A 13,784-nucleotide genomic window follows, 5' to 3' on the forward strand; every position below is an offset into this window, starting at 1 on the left:
ACGGTGCGTCAGGGCGGTCCGGGTTCTCCCGGGCCGCCCTTCCGCGTCCCACAAAGGGGGGCGTGTACGCGGGCACCGATGATCGTTAGGATGTGGTGCACATCACTTCCGCAGACAGGACGGTCGGTTTCATGAGCGTGTACACACAGCCCGGCAAGGACGGCTCGGTCGTCACCTTCAAGCCCCGCTACGAGCACTTCATCGGAGGCCAGTGGGTGGCGCCGGTCAAGGGTCAGTACTTCGAGGACGTCACCCCGGTCACGGGCCAGGCGTTCACAGAGGTCGGGCGCGGAACCGCGGAGGACATCGAGGCCGCGCTGGACGCGGCCTGGGCCGCCGCACCGTCGTGGAACGCCTCCACGCCCACGCAGCGCGCGATCATGCTCAACAGGATCGCGGACCGCATGGAGGAGAACCTCGAGGTGATCGCCGTCGCCGAGACCTGGGACAACGGCAAGCCGGTCCGCGAGACCCTCAACGCGGACATCCCCCTGGCCATCGACCACTTCCGATACTTCGCCGGTGCGATCCGCGCGCAGGAAGGGCGGCTGTCCCAGCTGGACGAGGACACCGTGGCGTACCACTTCCATGAGCCCCTCGGTGTCGTCGGCCAGATCATCCCCTGGAACTTCCCCATCCTCATGGCCGTGTGGAAGCTCGCCCCGGCGCTGGCCGCCGGCAACTGCGTGGTGCTCAAGCCCGCCGAGCAGACTCCCGCCTCGATCCTCGTGCTGATGGAGCTGATCCAGGACCTCGTCCCGGACGGCGTGGTGAACATCGTCAACGGCTTCGGCGTCGAGTGCGGCAAGCCGCTCGCGTCCAACAAGCGCATCCGCAAGATCGCGTTCACCGGTGAGACCACCACGGGCCGACTCATCATGCAGTACGCGTCCGAGAACATCATCCCGGTCACCCTGGAACTCGGGGGCAAGTCGCCCAACATCTTCTTCGAGGACGTCGCCCAGCAGAAGGACGGCTTCTACGACAAGGCCCTGGAAGGCTTCGCGTTCTTCGCTCTGAACCAGGGTGAGATCTGCACGTGCCCGTCGCGAGCGCTGATCCAGGAATCGATGTACGACCAGTTCCTCGCGGACGGGGTCGACCGCGTCTCTCGCATCACCGCCGGCAACCCGCTCGACACCGACACCATGATCGGCGCGCAGGCCTCCACGGACCAGCTCGAGAAGATCCTGTCCTACCTGGACATCGGCAAGAAGGAGGGAGCGAAGGTGCTCATCGGCGGTGAGCGCGCTGAGCTCGAGGGCGACCTCGCGGGCGGCTACTACGTGCAGCCCACCGTGTTCGAGGGCACCAACGACATGCGCATCTTCCAGGAGGAGATCTTCGGTCCGGTGCTCTCGGTGGCGAAGTTCGGCTCGTACGACGACGCTATCTCGATCGCCAACGACACCCTCTACGGTCTGGGCGCCGGTGTGTGGGCTCGTGGCGGCAACACCGCCTACCGCGCCGGCAGGGCCATCCAGTCCGGGCGCGTGTGGGTGAACCAGTACCACAGCTACCCCGCGCACTCCGCGTTCGGCGGCTACAAGTCCTCGGGCATTGGCAGGGAGAACCACCTCATGATGCTCGACCACTACCAGCAGACCAAGAACATGCTCGTGAGCTACACCGAGAACGCGCAGGGCTTCTTCTAGACCGTGACCGGAAGGCGAGGAACCGTCATGAGCACCCCTTCATCACCGGTGGACCCGTCCCCGGCGGACATCGCGGATCCCGAACACCCCGTGGTGCTCGAGGCGACCGCTGCGGTACCCGGTGAGACCACTTCACGGGTCGGTTTCACCCGGCCCGCGGTGGCCCTGTTGCAGGAACTGTGGGAGCACCATGGACCCCTCATGTTCCACCAGTCCGGGGGATGCTGTGACGGTTCCTCGCCCATGTGCTTCCCCGCCGGTGAGTTCCGCACGGGCGCGGCCGATGTCCTGCTGGGCACCGCCCGGTTGCCGTCCCCGACCGGCGAGGATCTCGGGGGCCTGGAGTTCTGGATCTCCGCCGAGCAGTTCGAGTACTGGCGGCACACGCGGTTAGTAATCGACGCCGTTCCCGGCCGCGGTGGGGGCTTCTCCCTCGAGGCCCCCACGGGCCGGCGCTTCCTCACCCGCAGCGAACTGTGTGGGATCGCGGTGTACTGATCGGAGACGTTGGTCAATCGTGAGTAGGGTGGCTGGTTCCCGCAGGCTGTGTGGGGGCGGTGGTGGTTGTAGTAGTGCAGTCAGCCCTCGAGTTTCCCGCGGCGCTCGGCCTCGCTCGTGTAGCAGCGGGCGTAGCCTCAGCCGTCGGCCAGGGTGAGGTGGAACCGCTCGATCTTCCCGTTGGTCTGCGGCCGATACGGCCTCGTGCGCTTGTGCCGGATGCCGAGGTCGATGCAGGTGTCTCGCCATAAGTGTGAGCGGTAGGCGCCGCCGTTGTCGGACAGCACCTCTCGACGGTGACACCACGCTGGTTGAACCACTCGACGGCCCGCACGAGGACGGCAGTGGCGGTGAGGGCAATGTTGTCGTGGATCTCGGCGTGGGCGACGCGGAAGTGGTCGTCGATGACGGTGTGGACATAGGCCACGCCCATCAACGGGTCCCGCCACTTGTTGCGCGGCTTGTCTGGGGTGACGGCCCGGTCGCGGTCACCTCGTTGGCAACCGACGTAGCGCCAGCCCCCGCCGCCGGCGGATGTTGCCGAGCTTCTTCACATCGACGTGGAGCATTGAGCAGGGATGGTCGTGCTCGTAGCGCCGGACTGGCTCCCCGGTCGCGCGGTCCCGTGGGAGAGCCGATTCAGGTGCGCGTCGACCAGGATCCGGTGGTCTGTCGACGGGGCGGTCCCCAGCCGGTAGACCAGCTGCGCAGGTCCCTCGCGCAGACGCCGCCGTAGCTGGATGCAGCGCTTCGTCGTGGTCTGTCCGGCCTTGCTCGGCGAGTGGCGCGGTGTGCGAGCGGCGTTGCCATGGGACACGTAAGGCATTTCAGATACGAAGTGGCCGGCGACCGTACGGTCGTCGGCCACTTGGTCGGTGCTGTCACGCGAATGGTCCAGCCTCGGAGGCATGCACCCACGCGTCATCTCGGCAGACTGGGGGCATTCAATGGCTGGGCGACAGGCTCACCAGGTGGGAAGTTCGCCGTGACCTGGGGTGACGCGTCGCTCCTCCTGACCGATGGGACGGTCGTTGATGCTGGCCTCGCGATGGGTCATGTAGCCCTGTGCGTCGAAACGCCACAGCTCATTGCCGTAGGAGCGCCACCACTGGCCGTCATGGTCGTGCCACTCGTACTGGAATCGCACGGCAATCTGATCGTCGGTGAACGCCCACAGGTTCTTGCGGAGTTGATAGTCGAGTTCCCGATCCCACTTGGCGGCGAGGAAGGCAATCACCTGGTCCCGACCGGTGATCGTCTGGTCACGGTTTCGCCACGCGGTATCGACGCTGTAGGCCTGGGCGACCGTCTCGGGGTCTCGAGTATTCCAGGCGTCTTCGGCGGCCTGTACCTTGCGGGCGGCGGTTTCGGCGGTGAACGGTGGGATGGGGTTACGGGTTTGGGTCACGTGATGGCTCCTTGACCTGGGATCGGATGTGTCAGTGGTTTGCGGGCCTTGGCCACGGGCGGCGTGCAGTAGGCACCCGGCGACGTCGCCTCGGCGGGCGAGTGCGTTGCGGACCGCGTCGACGGCGAGTTTCGCGGTCATCCAGTTCGAGATGGAGTGTCCGACGACGCGGTTGGAGAACACGTCTTTGATTGCGCAACAGTAGAGCGCGCCCTCCCTCGTCCAATGCCCCGTGTCCGACACAGTCTGACCAGGCCGATTTCCTTCATCACAGTCGATCTGACGGAGCCAGTTCTGCATGGGTCGCTTCGCTGGTACTGAAGTCGGTAGCAATCTATTTGATGGTGACGCCGCTCTCACGACGGCAAGCGACCGCGATAACGTCCTCCCGGAACTCTCTGGGATAAGGACCGGGCATGATGACATACTCCCCCGCCAGCGCCTCTCAACGCTAACGATCAGTTACCACCTATTCGTTCCCCACGTCCGGTCTCGACCACCAAGATGACCTACGACGCCCAGACTCGGCTATACGTCACCAAGCGCCGAGCGGAAGGAAGGAACGACCGAGAGATCCGCCGCTGCATCAAGCACTACCTAGCCCGTCACGTCTATCGAACCCGCAACGCTACAACCCCGAGCGTGAATGGCTCTTGACCGACATAGAAGAATCTGGACACCCCTCGGCAGACGTCACCATCGGACATCAGCGTGGGGTTTGCCGGCAGGAGCGAAGCCGGCGGGTAGTTCTGGTTGTCCGGTTGGATGGTTGGACAAACAGAACTACCCACTCATGCAGGTTCTACCGAGAGGTTAGATTGCGGCGACAGCCGAACGAACAGCCTCAGCCATTGACGTGGCCGGGCGTCCGATAAGCCTGTTCAGGTCTCCAGAGTTCACCAGGAGGTCTCCGCGGGCTATTCCCAGATCAGAATCTGCGAGGATTTCCGCGCCCCCCTCGGGCACTCCGACCCTGACGAGCATTGCGGCGTATTCGCGCGGCGGCAGGTCCTGGTAGGAGATGTGCTTGCCGGCCGCGGCGCTGATCTCTGCCGCAAGCTCGGCCATGGTGAATGGCTTGTCGCCGCCGAGCTCATAGATCCTGCCGGCCTGGTCGTCGGCCAGCAGCACCGCGGCGGCCGCCTGGGCATAGTCTGCGCGGGAGGCGGCGCTCACCCGACCATTGCCGGCACTGCCGACGAGGGCACCCTGAGCGAGCACGCCCGGCAATTGGTCGGTGTAGTTCTCCAGATACCAGCTGTTGCGCAACAGGACGAAAGAAACGCCGGACTGCTTCAGGAGGGTCTCGGTGGCTTGGTGCTCGACGGCCAGCTTCATCCCACTGCCGTCTGCGTTGGCGATGCTCGTGTAGGCGACCAGCTGGATACCCTCGCGCTGAGCGGCCTCGATCACGGTACGGTGCTGCTCCACCCGCTGGCCCACCTCGGAACCTGAGATCAGGAGGACTTTGCTGGCCCCCTTCATGGCCTTTCCTACGGAGGCCGCATCGGTGTAGTCCATCTTCCATACATGGACACCGCGCTGTGCCAGATCCGCGATCTTCTCAACTGCACGCCCTGCGGCCACAATCTCCTGCGGCGGAACGTTGCGCTCCAGCAGTGTCTCCACGACCTGGCGGCCAAGCTGGCCGGTAGCTCCGGTGATAACGATGCTCATGATGTCCTTCCATGGGGTCCTTGACGGAAGGTACAACCACCCCACCTTCCGATTACTTCCGAAAGAGGGTACGCACTTCGCAGTAAGGCACTGATATGAAAGTTAGTGATTCTGCATCCGGGGGTACGTGAGGCCGGAGGCTGGTTGGCGCAGGCGGTGTGGGGCCGATGGTAGTTGAAGTGGTTCACCCACACCCCGGTCGCCTCCCGGCGGGCCTGCCCGCTGGCGTAGGGGCGGGCGTAGAGGACCTCATCGACCAGTAACCGGTTATAGCGCTCGGCTTTGCCGTTGTGCCGTGGCGTGTAGGGGCGGATCCGTTAGTGCCTGCTGGCCAGTGCTTCCACGGTGCGGGTGAAGTCCAACGCCTGCGTAGTTGGCACCGTTGCCGGTGGCTGCTTTCTCATCCTCGAAGGCCTCGGTGCAGGCCAGCCGAGAGAACCCGTCCACGGCGCTGGGAAGGTAGGTGTACCTGCCACGCTGCTTGCGGGCGCGTTCGGAAGCCAGGGCTTGGCGGGAGTCTCGCCCGAGGGCCCACCAACCACCACCGTCGGGGATTCTCCCGAGCTTCTTCACATCCAGGTGGATCCTGTGCCCGGCCCATCCGGCACGGATACGTTGGGGTGGGCGTTGCAGGTTCTCCCCGGGCGGGGTGAGATCACGCAGTCCTGCTTCGCCCTCAGCACGGTAACGCGCCACCCAGGTGGCCACAGTGGGCCGGGAAACCCGGAACTTTGCAGCCACGTGAGCCTGGGGCACACCATCGTAAAAATGACGGTGCACCATCCGCAGGGGGCCGGTCGGGGTCAGGGGTGCATGAGCGTGGGTCATGAACGGGCTCTCTCGTACGGGTGGGTGGTGTAGGAACTTCCATCCCGCGACGAGCAGCCCGTTCCTCATCTCACCACCACACCCGTGCCAACAACCCCATCCCCCACAACAGCTAGGAACCACCTTCATCGGGCCCGCGTCACTCGTGAACGGCGGCGCTCCGCGCCTCGGATCCCAGGTGCGGGCCCCCCGTTCGCGCGCGGTCGTCCCGTCGGCGGAGGGCGGCGCGCCGGATGAGCCACCGGCTCACGAGCTGCAGGAGCAGCCCCGCGGCGAACGTCACGGCCATGAACGGGCGGTCGATGTCGAGCGGCAGGACCACGGCCGCCATGCACACCGCACCGAGCACGATGAACGAGGCACGAGCGATGCAGCGGCACTCGGTGCGCCAATAACCACGGGGCAGCCGCACGACCCGTCGGCATGTGGCGAGCGCCGCGAGCCACCCAGTTCCCAGTGGAACGGACAGTTGGGGGTACGTGAGTCCGGCGTCGCCCGGCAGGGCGATCGCCGCGCCTCGAGCCACCACCTGGTTGGCAAGGATCAGGGCCAGGGTCACGGCCAGGGCGTCCAGCAGCATCGACGCCAGGGGGCGGGACAGCCATCGCGAAGGCTGCGCCGGTGGTGTCCCGGTGGCGTTCTTAAGACCGATGCCGTCCGAGAGCCACGGCCCGCGCGGGAGCCCGGCTCCTGTGGACGGCCCGTTCGCCAGCCCGGTCCCGTTCGAGGCGTGGGATGCTGTCGCTGGTCGGGACCCGGTGACGCCGGAGAGGGCCCGTGGAATGCGCGCACCACGACGCACGATCTCGACCATCCGGGCCACCTCCCTCTCCACGCGCGCGGCCGACGTAACAGGGTACATGCAGATGTTTGAGGTTGCCCCTATTTGTACGGTCGCGGCCTTCCCGCGAGCACACCCCTCCTCACCGGACCGACGTCCCCTCATCAGATCCGCCGTAGAGTGAGGGGCGTGCACCCCGCTCTCGTTCTGGCCTCGCAATCACCGGCGCGCGCATCCCTGTTGGAGCGCGCACACATCCCGTACCGCGCCATCGTCTCCCACGTGGATGAGGACGCCCTCGTGGCCGCGGAGACCCCCGAGACCCCTCCGCAGACGGCACTGTTGCTCGCCCGCGCCAAGGCGGAGGCCGTCGCAGCGCTTCCGGAAGCGGAGGGGCGGCTCGTGCTGGGTTGCGACTCCGTGTTCGAGCTCGACGGCGCCCCCTACGGCAAGCCGTACGAGCCGGACGTCGCGATCGAGCGCATCAGCGCCATGAGCGGGCGCACTGGCACGCTGCACACGGGCCACTGGCTCGTGGACGCGCGCACGGGCGAGGCATCCGGCAACGGCCTGATCTGCTCCGCGGACGTGCACTTCGCCTCCATGACGCGCGAGGAGATCGAGGACTACGTGGCCACGGGTGAGCCCCTCCAGGTCGCGGGCTCCTTCACCCTGGACGGGCGGGGATCCCAGTTCATCGAACGGGTGGACGGGGATCCGAACGCCGTGATCGGGCTGAGCCTGTCGACCCTGCGTACCCTGCTCGCCGGGGTAGGGATCCGGGCGTCCTCGTGGTGGGGTGCCGCAGTACAGGGTGGGGCGCAATGATTTGTAGATCTTCCACAGTTACCGCACCGCGGTACCCCCGCGCTTAGGCGTTCCCCGGCGGGGGGCACTAGCCTTTCGGCAGAGAGTCGACAAGGAGCTATCACGTGACCACCACCTCGCGGCAGCAAGAGGCCGCCACCGCAACCCGCCCCATCACCAAGGTCCTCGTGGCCAACCGGGGGGAGATCGCGGTGCGCGTGATCCGCGCCGCCCGTGACGAGGGCATTGCCTCGGTGGCCGTGTATGCGGACCCGGACCGGGACGCCCTGCACGTCCGCATGGCGGACGAGGCCCACTCCCTGGGCGGCACCACAGCCGCGGACTCGTACCTGCAGATCGACAAGGTGCTCGACGCCGCACGGCGCTCGGGCGCGGACGCCATCCACCCCGGCTACGGCTTTCTGTCCGAGAACGCGGAGTTCGCGGCGGCCGTGATCAGCGCCGGGCTCACCTGGATCGGCCCGCCGCCCGCGGCGATTGCCCAGCTGGGTGACAAGGTCGCGGCCCGCCACATCGCGGAGAAGGTCGACGCCCCGCAGGTCCCCGGCACCGCGGACCCCGTGACCTCGGCCCAGGAGGTGCTCGACTTCGTGGACGAGCACGGCCTGCCGATCGCCATCAAGGCCGCATTCGGCGGCGGTGGCCGAGGCATCAAGGTGGTCCGCGAACGCGATGCCATCCCCGAGCTCTACGAGTCCGCCGTGCGCGAGGCCACCGCGGCCTTCGGACGTGGCGAGTGCTTCGTGGAGCGCTTCCTGGACGCGCCCCGCCACGTGGAGACCCAGTGCCTCGCGGACCAGTACGGCAACGTGGTCGTGGTCTCCACCCGCGACTGCTCGCTGCAGCGCCGCAACCAGAAGCTCGTGGAGGAGGCTCCCGCCCCGTTCCTCACTGAGGAGCAAAACCGCCGGCTCTACGAGTCCTCCAAGGCCATCCTGCGGGAGGCCGACTACCAGGGCGCCGGAACCTGCGAGTTCCTCGTGGGCCAGGACGGCACCATCTCCTTCCTGGAGGTCAACACCCGGCTGCAGGTGGAGCACCCCGTGTCCGAGGAGGTCTCCGGACTGGACCTGGTCCGCGAGCAGTTCCGCATCGCCCGCGGCGAGGCCCTGGGCTACGGGGACCCCGGGATCCGCGGTCACAGCTTCGAGTTCCGCATCAACGGTGAGGACGCCGGACGCAACTTCATGCCCTCCCCCGGCACGCTGACCACGTTCACGGTGCCCTCGGGACCCGGTGTGCGCGTGGACTCCGGCGTGGAGGCCGGTGAGACCGTGGGCGGGAACTTCGACTCGATGCTCGCCAAGCTCATCGTCACCGGCGCCACCCGCACCCAGGCCCTCGAGCGCTCGCGCCGTGCGCTGCAGGAGCTGAGCATCGAAGGCATGCCCACCGTGGTGCCGTTCCACCGTACGGTGGTCTCCGATCCGGCGTTCGCCCCGGCGGACGGCACCCCGTTCACCGTGCACACCCGGTGGATCGAGACCGAGTTCGACAACCGGATCGAGCCCTTCACGGCCGCGCCCGAGCCCTCCGCGGAGGAGCCCGAGCGGCAGAGCATCGTGGTGGAGGTCGGCGGCAAGCGCCTCGAGGTGACCATACCCCAGCTCGCGGGGGCCGCCCGCCCGGCCGCTGCGGCCCAGCCCAAGGCCCGCAAGCAGCGCGGCACGCGCGGCGGCTCCGCGGCCCGTGGCGCCTCGGGGGACGAGCTGACCTCGCCCATGCAGGGCACCATTGTCAAGATCGCCGCGTCCAACGGGGACGAGGTCTCCGAGGGGGACCTGATCGTCGTGCTCGAGGCCATGAAGATGGAGCAGCCCCTGACCGCCCACAAGGCCGGCGTGCTCAAGGGACTGGAGATCTCCGAGGGGGACACCGTCTCCGCCGGGACCGTGCTGGCCACCATCACGTCCTGACCCCGCGGGTCGGCGGGGCGTCCTGAGGCGTCGCGCACCCCACCGCTCCCCTGCTGCCCCGGTCCACCGCGGACCGGGGCAGCAGCGTGCCAGCCCTCCCCGGCGCGGGGGTCTCTTCCAGCGGCGGTCTGCCCGAGTGCCGCGGTCTCCCCCAGCGGCGGTCTCCCCCAGCGTCAAGGGTCTGTCTCACATGGTGAACATCGGAATTCACCATGTGGTATTTCCGCCCCTATCTTGTAGTCATTCTTGGAACTGACTGCTGATGAGGTGCTTCATGTCTTCGACCGCGTCCACCGTGGGCCCCGGTTCACCCCCGTTGAGCGAGCGCGTGCCCCGGGGCCGCGTGATCCTGGCGTCCCTGGTGGGCACCACGATCGAGTTCTACGACTTCTACGTCTACGCGACGGCCGCGGTGGCGGTGTTTCCCGCCCTGTTCTTCACGGGCAACGACGACACCGCCAAGCTGCTGGCCTCGATGGCCACGTTCGCCGCGGCGTTCTTCGGCCGACCCATCGGCTCCGTGATCTTCGGGCACTTCGGGGACCGCATCGGGCGCAAGGCCACCCTGATCGGTGCGCTGCTGACCATGGGCATCGCCACGTTCCTCATCGGCGTGCTGCCCACGTACTACCAGATCGGAGTGTGGGCGCCTCTGATCCTCACGATCCTGCGCTTCTGCCAGGGTCTGGGTCTGGGCGGCGAGTGGTCGGGGGCGTCCCTACTGGCCACCGAGTACGCCGAGGAGGGCAAGCGGGCGCGGGCGGCCATGTGGCCCCAGCTGGGTGCGCCGTTCGGGTTCATCCTGGCCAACGGCTTCTTCCTGCTGCTGACCGTGGCCATGCAGTTCGGCACGGCGGGCCACGATCTCGGCACCGGCCACCCGTTCCTGGTGTGGGGCTGGCGCATCCCTTTCCTGGCCTCCGTGGTCATGGTGCTGCTGGGCCTGTGGGTGCGCGTGAAGCTCGAGGAGACCCCCGTGTTCAAGCACGCGGAGAAGCAGGGTGAGAAGGTCACCGCTCCCGTGCTGGAGGTCTTCAAGACCTCGTGGGTGCAGATCGTGCAGGGCACGTTCATCATGCTGGCCACCTACGTGCTGTTCTACCTGATGACCGCGTGGATCCTCTCCTACGGCATCGGCAAGCCCGCCGGGGGTGGGCTGGGCATCCAGTACCGCACCTTCCTGGTGCTGCAGCTGCTGGCCGTGCTGCTCTTCGCGGCCATGGTGCCGGTGTCCGGGTGGCTCGCGGACCGCTTCGGCCGCCGCTCCTCGCAGCTGGTGATCACGTCCCTGATCCTGGTCTTCGGCCTCACGTTCGGGCTCATCATGGACCCCTCGCTCGTGGGCACCGGTGAGGACGCCTCCCTGCTGCGCGTGCTGTTCTTCCTGACCGTGGGCATGACCCTCATGGGCCTCACGTTCGGCTCGATGTCCGCGATCCTGCCCGAGCTGTTCCCCACCAACGTGCGCTACACCGGTTCCGGGATCGCGTACAACGTGGCCTCGATCCTGGGCGCGGCCATCACGCCGTACATCGCCGTGACGCTCAACGCGAACTTCGGTGTGGGCTCGGTGGGGCTGTACCTCTCCTTCGCGGCAGTCATCACCCTGGTGGCCCTGTGGTTCTCCCCCGAGACCCGCCATGTGGACATGAACACCGTGGGTGCCGCGCGGGTGGTCGTGGAGTAGCCCTCCCCCAGCCCAGGGACGACGACGCCGCGGTGACCTTCGCAGAAAAGGTCACCGCGGCGTCGTCGTCCCGCAGCCGAGAACTGCGTCAGCGGTGCACGTGCAGGCGGCGCGCGGCCTCCGCAATGGTCCCGGACAGGGACGGGTAGACGGCGAAGGTGTCCGAGAGGTCGTCCACGCCCAGGCGGTGGGTGACCGCGAGGGCGATCGGGAAGATCAGCTCGGAGGCGCGCGGGCCCACCACCACGCCGCCCATCACGGTGCCGCTGCCGCGGCGGGCGAAGATCTTCACGAAGCCGTCCTCCACTGCCATCATCTTGGCGCGCGGGTTGGTGGCCAGGTTCATGGTCATCCCGGTGAACATGGTGGGGTCCGCCTCGACGTCCTGCTGGGTGATACCCACGGACGCGATCTCCGGGGAGGTGAAGATGTTGGAGGCCACCTCGTCCGTGCGCAGCGGGTGGACGGTGTCGCCCAGGATGTGGGCCACGGCGATGCGCCCCTGCATGGCGGCCACGGAGGCCAGCGGCATGACCCCGGTGCAGTCGCCCGCGGCGTAGATACCGGGGGCGGTGGTGCGGGAGACGGTGTCCACGCGGATGTGGCCGGACTCGGTCATGGCCACCCCGGCCTCCTCGAGGCCCATGTCCGCGGTGTTGGGGATGGAGCCCACGGCCAGCAGGCAGTGGGTGCCGCGGATCTTGCGGCCGTCCGAGAGGGTCACCCGCACGCCGTCGCCGGTGTTCTCCACGGCGTCCGCGCGGGAGCGGGAGAGCACGCGCAGGCCGCGGCGCTCGAAGACGTTCTCGAGCACCTGGGCGGCGTCCGTGTCCGAGCCCGGGAGCACCTGCTCGCGCGAGGAGACCAGGGTGACCTCGGAGCCCAGCCCGTTGTACGCGGAGGCGAACTCCGCACCGGTCACGCCGGAGCCCACCACGATGAGCTTCTCGGGGATCTCGGTGAGCTGGTAGATCTGCTTCCAGTTGAAGATCCGCTCGCCGTCCGGCTTGGCGGTGTCCAGCTCTCGCGGGTGCGCGCCCACGGAGACGATGACCACGTCCGCGGTGAGCTCGTAGGGCTCGTCGTCGGTGGGCTCCACCACCACGGTGTGGCGGTCCACGATCTTCCCGCGGCCCTGGACCACGCGCACGCCCACGCGCTCCAGACCGCGCTTGATGTCACGGGACTGGGTGGCCGCCAGGCGCAGCAGGCGCACGTTGACCTTGTCCAGGTCCACGCGCAGGTTGTTGAGCTCCTCGGTGGCGTCGAGGTCGTCGCCCACGTGCACGCCGAGGTCACGCGCGGAGGCGAAGCGGTTCATGGTGTCCGCGGAGGCGATGAGCGTCTTGGACGGCACCACGTCCGTGAGCACGGCGGAACCGCCCATGCCCTGCTCCTCCACCACGGTGACGTCCGCCCCGAGCGACGCCGCCACGAGAGCGGCCTCGTAGCCACCGGGGCCGCCACCGATGATCACGAGCTTCTGGTCTGCGAATTCCCTCTGCACAGTCATGTCAGCCATGCGCCCCAGCCTACCGGGGCCCACCCACACGCTGACGCGACCGCCGTGCGCACCTAGGATGGTGCCATGACTGAGACCACGGCCCAGGATCCCTTCGAACTCGCCCAGCAGGCCGCCGACGTCCTGCGTGAGCGCACCGGTGTGGCGCGGCACATGATCGCCCTGACCCTCGGTTCCGGGTGGGGAGGTGCCGCGGACCTGCTCGGGGAGACCGTGGCCGAGATCCCCGCGCACGAGGTCCCCGGCTTCTCCGAGCCCGCCCTGGAGGGCCACGGCGGCACGCTGCGCTCCATCCGGTTGCCGGACGGCGAGCACGCCCTGGTGATCGGGGCGCGCACCCACTTCTACGAGGGCAAGGGCGTGCGCGCGGTGTCCCACGGGGTGCGCACCGCGGCGGCGGCCGGAGCGCAGTACATGATCCTCACCAACGGCTGCGGCGGGCTCAACCCGGACTGGGTTCCAGGCACGCCGGTGCTGATCAGCGACCACCTCAACCTCACGGCCCGCTCCCCGCTGGAGGGCGCCACGTTCGTGGACCTCACGGACCTCTACTCCCAGCGGCTGCGCGAGCTGGCCCGCACCGTGGACCCGTCCCTGGATGAGGGTGTCTACGCGCAGTTCCCCGGCCCGCACTACGAGACCCCCGCCGAGGTGCAGATGGCCAAGGTGCTCGGCGCGGACCTCGTGGGCATGTCCACCGCGCTGGAGGCCATCGCGGCCCGCCAGGCCGGGCTGGAGATCCTCGGCATGTCCCTGGTGACCAACGCGGCCGCGGGCATCAGCCCCGAGGCGCTGTCCCACGAGGAGGTCCTCGAGGCCGGCCGGGCCGCCGGTCCGCGCATCTCCCGGCTGCTCGCGGAGATCGTGGGCAAGCTCTGACCCGCCGTCGGACGGCGACGGAATGTCAGCAAGTGCGGGTGCCAGGCACTAGACTGGCCCCACGACAGTACTGGGCCCGCCACGGCGGTCTGAAAGGGTGAACTC

Annotated in this window: 10 protein-coding genes and 3 pseudogenes; 7 read left to right on the forward strand and 6 right to left on the reverse strand. The window is 67.9% G+C overall.

Features of this window, described 5'->3' with window-relative positions; genetic code table 11:
• The first annotated feature begins 131 nt into the window (after positions 1–131).
• Positions 132–1,655 (forward strand): aldehyde dehydrogenase family protein, encoded by a 1,524-nt coding sequence (locus DNL27_RS09235; protein ID WP_112235810.1) that lies wholly within the window; start codon positions 132–134, stop codon positions 1,653–1,655.
• Between the two features lie 27 nt (positions 1,656–1,682).
• Positions 1,683–2,153, forward strand: a complete 471-nt coding sequence (locus DNL27_RS09240; RefSeq protein ID WP_239494320.1) for a DUF779 domain-containing protein — start codon at positions 1,683–1,685, stop codon at positions 2,151–2,153.
• Here DNL27_RS09240 and DNL27_RS12640 read toward each other — a convergent pair.
• Positions 2,147–2,943, reverse strand: a pseudogene (locus tag DNL27_RS12640) (IS481 family transposase); the annotation flags it as partial. The gene DNL27_RS09240 and the pseudogene DNL27_RS12640 overlap by 7 nt on opposite strands.
• 174 nt (positions 2,944–3,117) lie before the next feature.
• Complete coding sequence (locus tag DNL27_RS09250; protein ID WP_112235370.1) at positions 3,118–3,561, reverse strand: nuclear transport factor 2 family protein; 444 nt, start codon at positions 3,559–3,561, stop codon at positions 3,118–3,120.
• 489 nt (positions 3,562–4,050) lie between these two features.
• Here DNL27_RS09250 and DNL27_RS12480 point away from each other — a divergent pair.
• A pseudogene (locus DNL27_RS12480) lies at positions 4,051–4,218 on the forward strand (IS110 family transposase); the annotation flags it as partial.
• Positions 4,219–4,374: 156 nt separating this feature from the next.
• On the opposite strand, the gene DNL27_RS09255 reads toward DNL27_RS12480, so the two are convergent.
• The 3 genes and pseudogenes from DNL27_RS09255 to DNL27_RS09265 form a co-directional block, all read right to left on the reverse strand.
• Positions 4,375–5,238 carry an SDR family oxidoreductase gene (locus DNL27_RS09255; protein WP_112235371.1) on the reverse strand — a complete coding sequence of 288 codons (864 nt, stop codon included), beginning with the start codon at positions 5,236–5,238 and terminating at the stop codon, positions 4,375–4,377.
• Positions 5,239–5,339: 101 nt separating this feature from the next.
• A pseudogene (locus tag DNL27_RS09260) lies at positions 5,340–6,066 on the reverse strand (integrase core domain-containing protein); the annotation flags it as partial.
• A gap of 139 nt (positions 6,067–6,205) precedes the next feature.
• A complete protein-coding gene (locus DNL27_RS09265; protein ID WP_112235372.1) occupies positions 6,206–6,646 on the reverse strand; it encodes a hypothetical protein in 441 nt (146 codons plus the stop codon).
• Positions 6,647–7,036: 390 nt separating this feature from the next.
• Here DNL27_RS09265 and DNL27_RS09270 point away from each other — a divergent pair, with 390 nt between their 5' ends.
• The 3 genes from DNL27_RS09270 to DNL27_RS09280 all read left to right on the forward strand — a co-directional run bounded on the left by DNL27_RS09270 (position 7,037) and on the right by DNL27_RS09280 (position 11,278).
• Positions 7,037–7,675, forward strand: coding sequence for a nucleoside triphosphate pyrophosphatase (locus DNL27_RS09270; protein WP_012398765.1), 639 nt, complete (start codon positions 7,037–7,039; stop codon positions 7,673–7,675).
• Between the two features lie 104 nt (positions 7,676–7,779).
• Complete coding sequence (locus DNL27_RS09275; protein WP_112235373.1) at positions 7,780–9,591, forward strand: biotin carboxylase N-terminal domain-containing protein; 1,812 nt, start codon at positions 7,780–7,782, stop codon at positions 9,589–9,591.
• Between the two features lie 274 nt (positions 9,592–9,865).
• A complete protein-coding gene (locus tag DNL27_RS09280; RefSeq protein ID WP_041297387.1) occupies positions 9,866–11,278 on the forward strand; it encodes an MFS transporter in 1,413 nt (470 codons plus the stop codon).
• 88 nt (positions 11,279–11,366) lie between these two features.
• Here DNL27_RS09280 and DNL27_RS09285 read toward each other — a convergent pair whose 3' ends face one another.
• Positions 11,367–12,791: an NAD(P)H-quinone dehydrogenase gene (locus tag DNL27_RS09285; RefSeq protein ID WP_041297671.1), complete on the reverse strand. Its 1,425-nt coding sequence runs from the start codon at positions 12,789–12,791 to the stop codon at positions 11,367–11,369.
• A 75-nt stretch (positions 12,792–12,866) separates the two neighbouring features.
• On the opposite strand from DNL27_RS09285, the gene DNL27_RS09290 reads away from it, so the two are divergent.
• Positions 12,867–13,679 (forward strand): purine-nucleoside phosphorylase, encoded by an 813-nt coding sequence (locus DNL27_RS09290; RefSeq protein WP_112235374.1) that lies wholly within the window; start codon positions 12,867–12,869, stop codon positions 13,677–13,679.
• The last annotated feature ends 105 nt before the right edge of the window (positions 13,680–13,784 follow it).

The sequence above is a fragment of the Kocuria sp. BT304 genome (genome assembly GCF_003290245.1).
Classification (GTDB): Bacteria; Actinomycetota; Actinomycetes; order Actinomycetales; family Micrococcaceae; genus Kocuria; species Kocuria rhizophila_A.